The 13649-nt window shown below is 59.7% G+C and carries 13 protein-coding genes, 1 tRNA gene and 1 pseudogene; 9 read left to right on the forward strand and 6 right to left on the reverse strand.

Annotated elements, in window-relative coordinates; all coding sequences use genetic code 11:
• Nucleotides 1-21 precede the first annotated feature (21 nt).
• A tRNA-Gln gene (locus AC3ITA_RS16425) sits at nt 22-96 on the reverse strand.
• Nucleotides 97-417: 321 nt separating this feature from the next.
• On the opposite strand from AC3ITA_RS16425, the gene AC3ITA_RS16430 reads away from it, so the two are divergent.
• On the forward strand, nt 418-846 hold the full coding sequence (locus AC3ITA_RS16430) for a hypothetical protein (RefSeq protein WP_095945687.1): 429 nt from the start codon (nt 418-420) through the stop codon (nt 844-846).
• Nucleotides 847-951: 105 nt separating this feature from the next.
• On the opposite strand, the gene AC3ITA_RS16435 is transcribed toward AC3ITA_RS16430, so the two are convergent.
• The gene (locus AC3ITA_RS16435; RefSeq protein ID WP_489277877.1) at nt 952-2940 is read right to left on the reverse strand and encodes a peptidase U32 family protein; all 1989 of its coding nucleotides are present in this window, start codon (nt 2938-2940) and stop codon (nt 952-954) included.
• A 234-nt stretch (nt 2941-3174) separates the two neighbouring features.
• Between AC3ITA_RS16435 and AC3ITA_RS16440 the strand changes: the two genes are divergently transcribed.
• Nucleotides 3175-3654, forward strand: a complete 480-nt coding sequence (locus AC3ITA_RS16440) for a hypothetical protein (RefSeq protein WP_095945689.1) — start codon at nt 3175-3177, stop codon at nt 3652-3654.
• Nucleotides 3655-3803: 149 nt separating this feature from the next.
• Here AC3ITA_RS16440 and AC3ITA_RS16445 read toward each other — a convergent pair whose 3' ends face one another.
• Both AC3ITA_RS16445 and AC3ITA_RS16450 read right to left on the reverse strand, forming a co-directional pair.
• Nucleotides 3804-4184 (reverse strand): RidA family protein, encoded by a 381-nt coding sequence (locus AC3ITA_RS16445; RefSeq protein ID WP_095945690.1) that lies wholly within the window; start codon nt 4182-4184, stop codon nt 3804-3806.
• A 209-nt stretch (nt 4185-4393) separates the two neighbouring features.
• A pseudogene (locus AC3ITA_RS16450) lies at nt 4394-4603 on the reverse strand (NIPSNAP family protein); the annotation flags it as partial.
• Nucleotides 4604-4726: 123 nt separating this feature from the next.
• Between AC3ITA_RS16450 and psrA the strand changes: the two are divergent.
• From psrA to phnX, 4 genes are all read left to right on the forward strand, one after another.
• Nucleotides 4727-5818, forward strand: coding sequence for an iron-containing alcohol dehydrogenase PsrA (gene psrA / locus AC3ITA_RS16455; RefSeq protein WP_489277879.1), 1092 nt, complete (start codon nt 4727-4729; stop codon nt 5816-5818).
• Nucleotides 5819-5949: 131 nt separating this feature from the next.
• Nucleotides 5950-7245, forward strand: a complete 1296-nt coding sequence (locus tag AC3ITA_RS16460) for an MFS transporter (protein ID WP_489277881.1) — start codon at nt 5950-5952, stop codon at nt 7243-7245.
• 54 nt (nt 7246-7299) lie between these two features.
• Nucleotides 7300-8172, forward strand: a complete 873-nt coding sequence (locus AC3ITA_RS16465; RefSeq protein WP_489277883.1) for a LysR substrate-binding domain-containing protein — start codon at nt 7300-7302, stop codon at nt 8170-8172.
• Between the two features lie 86 nt (nt 8173-8258).
• Complete coding sequence (gene phnX, locus AC3ITA_RS16470) at nt 8259-9086, forward strand: phosphonoacetaldehyde hydrolase (protein ID WP_489277885.1); 828 nt, start codon at nt 8259-8261, stop codon at nt 9084-9086.
• A 41-nt stretch (nt 9087-9127) separates the two neighbouring features.
• Here the strand turns inward: phnX and AC3ITA_RS16475 are convergent, their stop codons facing one another.
• Nucleotides 9128-9901, reverse strand: coding sequence for an AraC family transcriptional regulator (locus AC3ITA_RS16475; RefSeq protein ID WP_489277887.1), 774 nt, complete (start codon nt 9899-9901; stop codon nt 9128-9130).
• Between the two features lie 123 nt (nt 9902-10024).
• Between AC3ITA_RS16475 and AC3ITA_RS16480 the strand changes: the two genes are divergently transcribed.
• The 3 genes from AC3ITA_RS16480 (at nt 10025) to AC3ITA_RS16490 (ending at nt 12657) form a co-directional block, all read left to right on the forward strand.
• Nucleotides 10025-11254 (forward strand): MFS transporter, encoded by a 1230-nt coding sequence (locus AC3ITA_RS16480; RefSeq protein ID WP_489277889.1) that lies wholly within the window; start codon nt 10025-10027, stop codon nt 11252-11254.
• A gap of 23 nt (nt 11255-11277) precedes the next feature.
• The gene (locus AC3ITA_RS16485) at nt 11278-11673 is read left to right on the forward strand and encodes a VOC family protein (RefSeq protein WP_489277890.1); all 396 of its coding nucleotides are present in this window, start codon (nt 11278-11280) and stop codon (nt 11671-11673) included.
• Nucleotides 11674-11832: 159 nt separating this feature from the next.
• Nucleotides 11833-12657 carry a response regulator transcription factor gene (locus AC3ITA_RS16490; RefSeq protein WP_095945697.1) on the forward strand — a complete coding sequence of 275 codons (825 nt, stop codon included), beginning with the start codon at nt 11833-11835 and terminating at the stop codon, nt 12655-12657.
• A gap of 140 nt (nt 12658-12797) precedes the next feature.
• On the opposite strand, the gene AC3ITA_RS16495 is transcribed toward AC3ITA_RS16490, so the two are convergent.
• Complete coding sequence (locus AC3ITA_RS16495) at nt 12798-13112, reverse strand: DUF6124 family protein (protein ID WP_489277892.1); 315 nt, start codon at nt 13110-13112, stop codon at nt 12798-12800.
• Between the last annotated feature and the right edge of the window lie 537 nt (nt 13113-13649).

Here is a 13649-nt window from a genome sequence, read left to right on the forward strand (position 1 = left end):
TGATTAGGCAGGAATAAAAAATGGCAGGGGCGGCTGGATTCGAACCAACGCATGGCAGGATCAAAACCTGCTGCCTTACCGCTTGGCGACGCCCCTGTATCTGTTGCGATGAGTGCCTGGCACTCGCTTTCTTGAGTAGCAACAAGACCTGTTGCCTGCTCTCGCGACTGGTTCCCTGAGGGCCGCTGCAAGAGTGGGCGCAAATTTACCAACATTTTCCTCGTCTGGGAAGCCCAAACAAAAAAAATTGTTCATTAAAACAGGTGCTTAGTGTTGAGCCGAATCTCGGGGAGTTATCGGCGCACATTCACCCCGAACAGCTCTGCTACGCTTTTCTTTACTCGAATTGAATCGGGAATCGTTTGTGCAACACCCTTCCCTTGCCATTTGAGGGCGCCAAAAGTGAAAGGCAAATTAATGGGGGCCGCTGCAACCCTTCTGGTACTCGGGACCGCGATTTATGGGTTGAACACCTGGGAACACATCCAGAGCCAGCGACAGGAAGCGGTCTGCAAGGCCGCCCGCGAGCATCTCAATCGCCTGGAAACCCAGACGCGAGCGTTGGCCTCCGGGTTGACGGTCGAAGCCTATGCCGAAGCCGAAAAAGCCGAGGCCGGCCAGTTGGTTTTAGCGCTCGATACGGCCAAAAATGAAGCCGAGGTCGATGCCGTCATCGACAGGCACGCCGCTGCCATCGAGGCGCAGATAACCGCCGAGGACGCAGAGGTCCAGTCCCGAGGCGAACAACCCTTCCTCGGTCAGGAAATGAAAAAGCAGCGCATCCCCACCGACGTCAAACAGGAATTCAAACGCGCTGAAAAGGCCGTCGCCGAGACCTGCGGATAGTGTCGACCGCCAGCTCCAGGTTGGTCGCCAGCGTCCAGACTTCAGCAAAAGCAGGTTTCAAGCCGGAACAGGTGAGCGCGCCGTTGCGGCGCACTCACCAGTCACTCAGTGCGGTGCGCGCGGGATGGTCTTGAGCAGGTCTTCGGGGCTGATGTGACCCACCACGCTGCCCGGTTGCGGCAGGTTGAGGATGTGGCCTTTCATCTTGCCGATGATGTGCATTTCACAGGGCTTGCAGTCGAACTTCAGTGTCAGCACTTCATCGCCGTGGATCAATTGCATCGGCGCGACCTTGGTGCGCACGCCCGTCACGCCCTTGGCCTGTTTCGGGCACAGGTTGAAGGAGAAACGCAGGCAGTGCTTGGTGATCATCACCGGCACCTCGCCGGTTTCCTCGTGGGCCTCGTAGGCCGCGTCGATCAGCTTGACGCCGTGGCGGTGATAGAAGTCGCGGGCCTTCTGGTTGTAGACGTTGGCCAGGAACGACAGGTGCGACTCCGGGTACACCGGCGGCGGCGTGGTTTCGGCCTTGCGGCTGCCACGGGGGTGGGCGGCAATCCGCGCTGCGGTCAAGGCTTCAATCACTTCACGGCGCAAGGCCTTGAGCTGCGAGTTCGGAATGAAGTACGCCTGCGGCGCGTCCAACTTGATGTCGATGGCGTGGTACTGCGTTGTGCCCAGTTGACCGAGCAGATCCTGCAATTGCTCCAGCGCCTGTTCCGGCTTGTTGGCGGCGCCAAACGGGCCGGCCAGGATGACGCTGGCGCTGATGCCCTCTTCGCTGGTAGCGGTCAGTTCCAGCTGCTCTTCACGCAGGCGAGCGACCCAGCTCAGGGCGATGCGACGCTCGGCGGAGGTCTTTTGCAGCGCCTGTTGCCAGTTGTGATCGAGATTGCGATTCAGCGGATGGTTGGGGCGCAGCTTGTACATCCCCTCCGGCATCTCGTTGGGCTCGACGCGATAGCGATAACGCTTCTCGCCGTCCTCCTCGAATTCGCCTTTGGGTTCGGCGATGTTGGCGCGGAACCCCACCACTTCACGCTTGACCAGCACGTTGAGGCCGTCGCCGTTGGACAGCGGCTCGTGCGTCACGACCTGCATGTCACGCTTGGCGACTTTCTCGACCACACCCACCGGCAGACCGGTGAAGGTCGGCGAGTCAAAGGCGCCGATATCGATCTTGCGGTCAGTGACGAAATAATCGGTGCTGCCACGGTGGAAGGTTTTTTCCGGGTCGGGCAGGAAGAAGTGCGCGGTGCGGCCGCTGGAGGCTCGGGCCAGGTCCGGACGGTCTTCGAGCACGGCGTCGAGGCGCTGGCGGTAGTAGGCGGTGATGTTTTTCACATAGCCCATGTCCTTGTAGCGGCCCTCGATCTTGAACGAACGCACGCCGGCCTCGACCAGGGCGCGGATGTTGGCGCTCTGGTTGTTGTCCTTCATCGACAGCAGGTGCTTTTCGTAAGCGATCACCCCGCCCTTTTCGTCCTTGAGGGTGTACGGCAGACGGCAGGCCTGGGAGCAGTCGCCACGGTTGGCGCTGCGCCCGGTTTGCGCGTGGGAAATGTTGCACTGACCGGAAAACGCTACGCACAACGCGCCATGGATAAAGAACTCGATGGCCGCGTCGGTTTCGTCGGCGATGGCGCGGATCTCCTGGAGATTCAGCTCGCGGGCCAGCACCAGTTGCGAGAAGCCGGCCTGATCGAGGAACTTGGCCCGCTCCAGAGTGCGGATGTCGGTCTGGGTACTGGCGTGCAGTTCGATCGGCGGAATGTCCAGCTCCATCACACCCAGGTCCTGGACGATCAGCGCATCGACGCCGGCGTCGTACAACTGGTGGATCAGCTTGCGGGCCGGCTCCAGTTCGTTGTCGTGCAGGATGGTATTGATGGTGGTGAACACCCGGGCGTGGTAACGACGGGCGAATTCCACCAGTTCAGCGATATCGCTCACTTCGTTGCAGGCGTTGTGGCGGGCGCCGAAGCTCGGGCCACCGATGTAGATGGCATCGGCGCCATGCAGGATGGCCTCGCGGGCGATGGCGACATCGCGGGCAGGGCTGAGCAATTCCAGGTGATGTTTGGGCAAAGACATAATTTTTTTAGTCAGGCTTGTCACGGTCGAGGCATGCATTGTAGCGGCGAAACGCTCGAACGACACCTATGCGCTGATTCTGACGACTGGTACCAAGCACATATTATATCGCCAAGCAACTGTCATATCTGACAGTAGATTCTTCAGGAGACAACGGATAAGTTCAAAAAGGATCGCGCTATCCCACAAAGCGATCTTGGTTAGTCCACATTTACCCATTAGAGAAAACTTCTCATGAATAACATTGAAGATAAATACTATGCTTCCCTTGATATTGATAAAGAAACCATGTCAAGCGCTGGTGCAAAAAGCGTGGTAGTGCCGACATTTCAGGCGACCTACACCCCCCCGCACCCTCTTCTCGGAACATACTACTCGGCAAACACATTCATTTACGCGTCCTTAACCGAGCGTTCGATTAGCGTCATTGGTCGCTATGAGGCTGCCGGCGTATTTGAACAAATCTCGATTGTTTTTCCCAGAGACATAGAAGACGGCAAGCATCCTGTAGTTCCACAGGAGCAAAACGGTGTACATATTACCGACATAATGAATGGCGAGTTCAACCATGCAACCAAAGGTGAAATCACCATAAAACGAAACAGTGAAAAAAAAATATTTGAGGCAATATTTGATGTAGAGACAAAAAATAACGGAACCATATATAAAATAACACATGGAATTGTCATTTTAGAGGCTACTGGCCCACTTTGACTTTGATATTCAGGAGTGCCTGCAAGCTAGCTTTATATAAAAAACCATTGAGGCATGCTACAAATTCGTTAAACATCCTTATCAAAACGAGCTTCACCCTACAGCCACCTCAGTGCTGGACAGAGGTGGCTGTAACATTTTTTGCAGACTCAGCCCTTGGCCGCCATCGCGGTCACTTCCACACGCATGCCTTCCACCGCCAACGCGGCAACCCCGACAGCGGCGCGCACCGGCCATGGCTTGGCGAAGTAGCGCTTGTAGACCTCATTGAACGCAGCGCGGTCGGCCATGTCGGTGAGGTAGATGGTCAGGTGCATCACGCGGTCCATGGAACTGCCGGCACGCTCCAGCGCGACCTTCAGTGCTTGCAGGGTGCATTCGCTTTGCAGGGTGATGTCGCCCAGTTCCAGGCTGCCGTCGGCGCGGGTGGGGATCTGGGTGGAGACCAGCACACCGCCGAAACCGACGACGTCGGAGGAAATCGAATCCGCATCGGGATCGGGGGTAAAGGTCAGGTCGTGGTTTGCCATGAGGACTCTCTTGCTTGAAGTGATGAGGCTGGCGCCTTGTGCGCGGCCAGTTTACAGGGCCATTGGCGGTCCGTCGCTAATCCAGCCCGGACGGCTGCTCGTGGCCCAGCCTCATGGCCTGCCGACGACTGCACCGTACCGGCTGGATCGTTTCTGAGGCCCCCGATCGAGCCACACCCGGGTCATTGCAAGGGCGAGAACGTCGCGGGCAGGTAGCGCTCGCGCTCCGCGTGCCTCAGGTGTTCGTCGGCGTAGCCACGCAGCACGGCAATCTGGTTCAACTGACCGATTTCCGAGGCCCAGCAGCCCATCAACACCCCGCCGACTTCCGGCTTCGCCCATTCTGCCTCGATGCGTACCAGCGCATCAGTCACTGTGCGCACCCGCACGGTAAAAGTGATCCGTTCAAATAAACGCATAACGACTCCGCCCACCGGCCATTATCGGCCCAGCCGATTCAAACCTGCGAATTATCGATTTGTGCAGCCGTCCGTGGACCGCGAGCATGGCGTCACTTCCAACAACAAAAACAAGGACCCGCCATGACCGCCCGATTTCACAATCCAGTGGATACCCGTTTCGGCTGGGGCAGCCTGCAAGAGCTTGCCGCCATCACCGAACACCAGAACGTTGCCGTCGTGACCTTTCCCGAAGCCCGTGGCCTGGGGCTGGTGGATCGCCTTCAAGCGCTGCTGGGCGAACGCCTGGTCTACGTGATCGAAGATGTCCAGCCCAACCCCGATGTCGCGCAACTTCGCGCGACCTATGAACGCTTCTGGCAAGAGGCCGGCGAATGCCACGCCGTGATTGCCGTCGGTGGCGGCAGTGCGATCGACACTGCCAAGGCGCTGATTGTCGGCACCGAATCAGGTCGCTTCGATGAGCTGCTGGCCTTGCTGGCCAGCGGTAAACCCTTCGTTCCGGTTCGCAGTAAACAGCTGATCGCGGCCCCGACCACGGCAGGCACCGGCAGTGAAGTCACGCCCTGGGCGACGATCTGGGACGCGGCCAACCACAAGAAGTACTCGCTGCACCTGGACTGCACCTGGCCAAAGGTTGCGATCATTGATCCGCAACTGATGCTCACGGTGCCGGCCAGCGTCACCGTTTCCACCGGGCTGGATGCACTGTCCCACGCACTGGAGTCGATCTGGAACATCAACGCCAACCCGCTTTCCGACACCTTCGCCATCTCTGCCATCGAGGACATCCTCGAATGCCTGCCCTTGCTGCGGCGTGACCTGTCCAGCCAGGAACTGCGCTCACGGATGGCCCTGGCCGCACTCAAGGCCGGCATGGCGTTCTCCAACACCAAGACCGCACTGGCCCACTCCATCTCCTATGAGATGACCTTGCGCTACGGCCTGCCCCACGGCATCGCCTGCTCCTTCACCCTGCCACTGGTTTTGGGCCTTGCCTGGGGCCACGACGCAACGCGCGACAAGACCCTGCAACGGGTTTTCGGGCCAGATCTGGATAAAGCCCAGGCCCGTTTGCGCGCCTTCCTGCACAGCCTGGAGGTGAAAACCGAGTTCGCCGACTATGGCGTGACGGCCGAAGAGGCCCAGACCATGATCGATTTCGCCCTGCAGGGCGCACGCGGCAAGAACTTCATCGGCGCACGAGCGGCCTAGGGCTCGCCAGCCCCCCAAAGACACTACACTGCCAGCGGCGTAACGAGCCGCGACGATTTCCTGCTGCACCTGAAAAAGAGTGCACCCTGCGATGCAACTCGCAGGGACCGAACAAGAATAAGGAAAAGATCATGAATCGTGCCCAAACCATGCCAGGTCTCGCCGTACATACCGCATCGTTTCGCGTCGCCCAGTGGCGCATGCTGCTGGCAGCCATGTTTTGCTATCTGTTTTTCTATACCGGGCGACAAACGTTCGGTTTCGCCATTCCCGGTATCCAGGCCGAGTTCGGCTTTACCAAAGAGCACCTTGGCTGGGCATCGGCCGCCATGCTCTGGGCCTACGCCATTGGCCAGGCCATCAACGGCAACCTCGCCGACAAGTTCGGTGGCCGACGCATCATGACCCTGGGCGCCGTGCTGTCCTGCGGCGCCAACTGGGTGACCAGTTTCGCCAGCGGTTTTGCCGGGCTGATCCTGCCCTGGGGTATCAATGGCTACTTCCAGGCATTGGGCTGGGCACCGGGCAGCCGGCTGATCTCCAACTGGTGGAGCGCGGGCGAACGCGGCAAGGTCTACGGCTTTTATGTGTTCGCGGCCGGCTGCGCGTCGGTACTGTCCTACGTGACCTCGATCGTCGTGCTGGAAGTGATGCATCTGGAGTGGCGCTGGATCTTCCGCCTGCCCGTATTGCTCATGCTGGCCGGCGGCATCATCTTCTACCTGGTGGCCCGCGAGCGTCCGCAGGACATGGGTTTCGAACCGCCTGCCGACACGGGCGTGGCCAACGCCGAGGACAAAGGCCATGAAGTGGCCCATGGCGAAGTCGAAACGTCCGCGCAGCGTTACAAGGCTGTTCTGAAAAACTTCCGCCTGATCATCGCCGCCGTGTCCCTGGGTTTCCAGAACGCTGCCCGCTACGGTTTGATCGTCTGGGTGCCGGTGCACTTCCTGGGCGCCAACTGGAAGACCGGCGACAGCATGATCGATCCGAAGTGGATCACCGTGGCCCTTCCCGTCGGCATGGCCATAGGTGCACTGAGCAACGGCTGGATCTCGGACAAACTGTTCGGCTCCAAACGCTATCTGGCGATCATGCTCTACATGTTCCTCGGTGCAGCGACCAGCTTGTGGATGTGGACCCTTGCCCCCCACAGCGCGACCGGTCTGGTGGCGTTGTTTCTCTGCGGCTTCTTCGTGTACGGCCCCGCCTCCAGCTTCTGGGCGCTATGCCCGGACCTGGTCGGCGCCAAACGCGCCGGCACCGCGACCGGTGTGATGAACTTCTCGTCCTACCTGTTCGCCGGCCTGGCGGAACCGCTGATCGGCAGTATGCTCGACAGTACCGGCAACACCTCGCTGATCTTCATCGTGGTCACCGCGGCTTGTCTGTGCAGCGCGTCGGTGGCGCTGTTCATCAGGCGCTGATGGCCCGGCTGGACAGATTGAATCAACGGCAGCGGCTCAGGAACAGGATCGTCTATGTACCAGTACCACAAGTGGCTACGTTCATTTCATGCCGTGGCCAAGACTGGCAGCTTCACCCTCGCCGCCGAGTATTTGAGCGTCGGCCAGCCCACGGTCAGTGAGCAGGTCAATGCCCTGGAAAAGAAGTTTTCCGTGGAGCTGTTCCATCGCCGCGGCCGCTTTATCGAAATGAGTGCCGCCGGGCACCAGCTCTACGCGATCACCCAGGGCCTGTTCGGCCAGGAGGATGAAGCCGTGCAATTGCTGCAAAGTTTCAAGCAACGCAAGACCGGCATGCTGCGCCTGGGCGCGGTGTCACCGCCGATTGCCATGAGCCTGACCTACGAACTGATGCAACGGCATCCCGACATCGAGCTGGAAACCTCGTTCTCCCCGGAAAAAGAGACCCTGGATCGCCTGTTCAACTTCGATATCGATGTGGCGATCCTGGCCCTGTCCGAATTCGACCAGCGTTTTGACACGCAGCTTTACCGACGCTACCCGATCATTGCCGTGGTGCGTGACGACCATCCATGGGCCCGGCAGAAAGAAGTGCATGTCGAGCAGATCAGCGAAGAGAAATGGGTACTGCGGGAAAAAAGCTCCCGCACTCGTCAACTGGTGGAGGAAAGCTGCAAGCACCTGGGCGTCGCACTGAACTGCGTCATGCAGTTGAACAGCCGCGAGGCCATCGTGCATGCCATCGCCAAGGGCATCGGCATCGGTTTCGTCTCGGCGGTCGAATACGCTGAAACGCCCGGTACCAAACCGATCACCTTCGTCAATCACCCGTTTTCCATCGACTACCACCTGTGCTGCCTGGGCATTCGCCGAAATCGGCCAATGATCGCGGAACTGTTCGACTCGAGCCCGACACCGACCACCTGATTTTGCCTCACCCTTGAGCAATCCATAGGTCTACTTCCTGGCGACAGGAGGGACGGCCTGCCCACAACAAAAAATGGAGCAATACCATGAACTACCAACAACCGACCCAACTGCAAGCCGTGGTCCTGGACTGGGCCGGCACCGTCGTCGATTTCGGCTCCTTCGCCCCCACGCAGATTTTCGTCGAGGCCTTTGCCGAGTTCGGCGTCGCCGTTTCGCTGGAAGAGGCTCGGGGGCCGATGGGCATGGGCAAGTGGGATCACATCCGCACCCTGTGCAATCAACCGCAGATCGCTGAACGCTACCGTGCGGTGTTTGATCGCCTGCCGACCGATGACGATGTCACCGCACTGTACGAACGGTTCATGCCGCTGCAGATCGAGAAAATTGCCCTGCACTCGGCCCTGATTCCCGGCGCGCTTAACACCATCGAAGCCTTGCGCGACAAAGGCCTGAAAATGGGTTCCTGTTCCGGTTACCCGGCCGTGGTCATGGAAAAAGTGGTTGAGCTGGCGCGACACAATGGCTACGTGGCGGACCATGTGGTGGCCACCGACGAGGTGCCGAACGGCCGCCCCTACCCGGCCCAGGCCTTGGCCAACGTGATTGCCCTGGGGATCAGCGACGTCGCCGCCTGCGTAAAGGTCGACGACACCTGGCCCGGCATTCTCGAAGGCCGGGCCGCCGGGATGTGGACGGTGGCGCTGACCTGTTCGGGCAATGCCCTGGGCTTGACCTACGAGCAATACAAGGCCCTGCCCTCCGACCGGCTGGACAGCGAACGGGTGCGCATCGTCAAGATGTTCGAAGGTTCCCGCCCGCACTATCTGATCGACACCATCGTCGATTTGCCGGCGGTCATCGAAGACATCAATGCGCGACTGGCGCGAGGTGAAACGCCGCAAGGGTCCTGAGCTGATTCAGGCATCGAGCGGCCGTCCCGTGGGCGGCCGCCTCACTTGAAAAAATCACTCGGCGTCTTGCCGAACTGCTTCTTGAACATGGTCGTGAACGCGCTCGGGCTGTCGTATCCCAGCTCCCCGGCGATGTCGATGATCTTCTCCCCCACGGCGATTCGTTCCAGCGCCAGCAGCAGTCGTGCTTGCTGGCGCCATTGGCCGAAGGTCATGCCGGTTTCCTTGCGAAACCTGCGCTGGATGGTTTTGGCGTCGAGGCTCAAGCGGGCGCTCCAGTCCGACAACGTCGAGCCATCCCCGGGATCACGCTGCAACGCAGTGCAGATCAGGTTGATCCGTGGATCGGTGGGCTGCGGCAGGTTCAACGGCAAGGTCGGCAGGATCGTCAGTTCATCCAGAATCAGCCGCAGCACCCGGGCTTCCCGCGAGTCCGGATCGCAGTAGAAATCGAAATCGACCGAGACCTTGATCAGCTCACTCAACAATGCGGACACACTCACGGCCCGGGTTTCGGTGGGCAGATCCAGGCTCGCGTCGGGGTGCACGAACACGCTGCGCATCTTGATCGGCCCCACACAGCGAATCGAGTGCACTTCCCCACTCGGCATCCAGATGCCGCGGCTCGGCGGTACGGTCCATTGGCTGCTTGCGGCGTGCACCACCATCACACCTTCGATGGCATAGATCAGTTGATGCTTCTCGTGGGAGTGCGGCTGGATAAACCAGTTTTCCGGGTAATCGGTCGCGCTGCTGCGAACGTCCCAGTCGCCTTGGTCGATGTCCGCGAGAAATTTATCCAGTGGTTTGATCATGACGACCTTTTTGCGATAGTCGATGCCCGATCTACGCGAGACGGGCGATTTCAAGGCCCATAGGATAACGCCGAACCCTGAAATTGACTGCTTCGCAGTTAGCGTTTATCCGGAAGATCGCCCATGTCGACCACCACCCTCAGTTCACCCTCACCCACAGCTTCGGTGGCCAGCCAGGCCAGCCCGCTGGTTATGCGCGTCATTGGCGCCTGTGCGCTGGCGCACCTGATCAACGACCTGATCCAGGCCGTGCTGCCGTCGATCTATCCGATGCTCAAGGCGAGTTATGGCTTGAGTTTCACCCAGGTCGGGCTGATCACCCTGACCTTCCAGCTCACCGCTTCACTGCTGCAACCGTGGATCGGTTTCTACACCGACCGTCACCCCAAGCCGTGGCTGCTGCCGGCCGGCATGGTCTGCACCCTGATCGGGATTCTGATGCTGTCGATGGTCGCCAGCTTCCCGGCGATTCTCGTGGCCTCGGCGCTGGTGGGGGTTGGCTCGTCGACCTTTCACCCGGAGACCTCACGGGTGGCGCGGCTGGCCTCGGGCGGTCGCTATGGCCTGGCACAGTCGACCTTTCAGGTCGGTGGCAATGCCGGTAGCGCCTTCGGCCCATTACTGGCCGCCGCGATCATCATTCCCTATGGCCAGGGCAACGTCGCCTGGTTCGGCCTGTTCGCGGTGTTCGCCATCTTCGTGCAATACGGCCTGAGCCGCTGGTACCGCCATCACCTGAACCTGTTCAAGCTCAAGCAAGGCGGCAAGGCCACCCACGGTCTGTCCAAACGGCGGGTGACCTTCGCCCTGGTGGTGCTGGCGTTACTGGTGTTCTCCAAATACTTCTACATGGCCAGCTTCACCAGTTACTTCACCTTCTACCTGATCGAGAAATTCGACCTGTCGGTGTCCAGTTCGCAGTTGTACCTGTTCCTGTTTCTTGGCGCCGTCGCGGCGGGCACCTTCTTTGGTGGCCCGATCGGTGACCGGATCGGTCGCAAGCAGGTGATCTGGTTCTCGATCCTCGGCGCCGCGCCCTTCACCCTCGCCCTGCCCTACGTCGACCTGTTCTGGACCGGCGTGCTGAGCATGATCATCGGCTTCATCCTCGCCTCGGCGTTCTCGGCCATCGTGGTCTTCGCCCAGGAACTGGTGCCCGGCAACGTCGGCATGATCGCCGGGGTGTTCTTCGGCCTGATGTTCGGTTTTGGCGGGATCGGTGCTGCGTTGCTCGGGCACCTGGCGGATATCCATGGCATCGAATATGTCTACACCTTGTGTTCGTTCCTGCCGCTGTTGGGAATTCTGACCATACTGTTGCCGTCTACTGGACAACGCTCGTCGGGAGCGTGAACAGCCATCAGGAGGAACCCCCCATGAAGATCGTAGTCACCAGCGTGCTCGTCGATGATCAGGCCAAGGCGCTTGCCTTCTACCGGGATGTGCTCGGTTTTGAACTCAAGCACGATATCCCCATGGGCGAACATCGCTGGCTGACGCTGACCTCTCCCGGCGATCCCGATGGCGTCGAGCTACTGCTGGAGCCCAATGCCCACAGCGCGGCAAAGACGTTCCAGAGCGCGATCAAGCAGGACGGTATTCCCTGCACGTTTTTCGGTGTCGAAGACGTGCAATTCGAGTATGCCCGGCTCAGCGCCGCCGGCGTGCAGTTCACCCGCCCGCCGACGGTGATGGGGCCGGTCACCCTGGCGGTACTGGACGACACCTGCGGCAACCTCATCCAGATCGTCCAGCACCACTCAACCGCCTGATCATTTCTGCTACCCGCCCTGTAGCACTCGGTAACACCCGGCCCCAGTGCGGTGCGTCTTTTAAACGCCATACCGTGCGCCACCCCGCTCCATACGGGGGCCACCTGCCATGGCGTACTTTGTGCATCCAAAGGCCATCCTCTTCTGCCTGTAGTCGCCATGCGCCCCAAGGAACTGAAACTCTGGACCACCGGTGTCGCCCACCTGCTCGACCTGCCTGCCGGGCATGGGCGGCTGTCGGGATTGAGCCATTGGCTTCGGCAAATCTGCCCGGTCGATCATTTCGTGTTGTTTGTCTACGAAGGCAATCACCGGCCACTGGCGTTGTTCGATACGTTCTCGGCGGACAAGCGCGCAGTGTATGTCGACGACTATCAGTGCGGGCCCTACCTGCTCGATCCGTTCTACCTGGCCTGCACACGCGGGCAGGCGCCCGGGCTGTGGCGTTTGCGCCAGTTCGCCCCCGACCACTTCTACCTCGGCGAGTACTTCCTGACCTATTACCAGCAAACCGGACTGGCCGAGGAAGTGGCGTTCTTCGTCGACCTCGGTGGCGGTGCCACGGCGGTGTTGTCGTTGATGCGATCCAGCGCCAGTTGCGCGTTCAGCCGTGACGAAATGCAATTGGTCGAGTGCGCGCAAGCGGTGGTCGAGCAAGTCATCAATGAAGCCTGGCGCTTGCGTCAGGCCCAGCAACCGCGCCCGGCACAGGACCTGGACTTCAAGATCCGCGAAGCTTTCGACCACTTCGGCGCGCACATCCTCACCGGGCGCGAGCAGGAAATCGTTCAACTGTTGCTGCGCGGTCACTCCAGCGCCTCGGTGGCCGAACAACTGAACATCAGCCCCGGCACGGTGAAGATTCACCGCAAGAACATCTACGCCAAGCTCGGCATTGGCAGCCAGTCGGAATTGCTCGGGTTGTTTATACGGGAGTTGACGGAAGATCCGTTGCAGGCGCCAGGCCTCAAGCTGCAAGCCTGAGACCTGCAGGTTAGTAGAGAACCCTGTAGGAGCGAGCCTGCTCGCGATGGCGTCAGTACGGCCAACATCCCTGTTTCTGATACACCGCCATCGCGAGCAGGCTCACTCCTACAGGTTTATCGGTGTTCTGGAGAGTATGGTCAGGGCGGATCAAGCTGATCCAGCGCCCGGTTCACCGCCAACTCCCCCAGCATGATCACCTGCGCAATCCCCAACAGCGCATTGCGGCTCGTCCCCTCCAGATTATCAACCAGATCGTTGGCCATGACATTGGCCGAGGCCAGCGACTCACAGGCGTGCACCAGCAGAGTTTCGATATTGAGTTCGGGATTGACGATAAACATGGAACTGGGCTTGCGCGGCGTCGCCATGATGTGGGGGCCGGGGTTGAGATCGAGGCTTTCGTATGGAGATGCCGGATCAGTGTCCGGGGGATTGGGTGTGACTTTGAACATAGTGAAACTCCTCGCATCGTAAAAAGGAGCCATCACTCTCACGCTACCAAACGTAGGGTGGTGGCCATACGCAGGTTGGTAGACCGGGATGCAAGGAGACCGGCGCGCCCGAAAGCGCCCTGTGCATGGCCACCATAAAGCAGAGTAGAAAAACGCTGCAGATGATGACGCTTTGCACCTCACATAGCCGGGCTACCAAACCCGATCACTGTTGTTTTCCAGCGACCGGCCAACGATAAAACCCAACCCCAAGGCGCACAAGCCGGCGGATTCTGGCGTACCTGTAGGCAACGACGCAAGGTGCTGTAGCTTGCTGGAAGTAACGCTGACAGCGCTTAAACATACATATCTCAGCCCTGAGTTTACATGGCCTACCTACGTTGAAATTCCTAGGACTGCAGAGGAAATATCTGACGTATTTTTAAGGTTGGCGGCCGAAAGCATGAGGTTTAACTTGGCCGCTCTGATCAGGGATAACGATTTCTCGCCTGATGCAGGCGTTCTTTCAGGCATTTAGGGTGAAACGATTACATGCGC

It is taken from the genome of Pseudomonas sp. GL_090 (genome assembly GCF_057837765.1).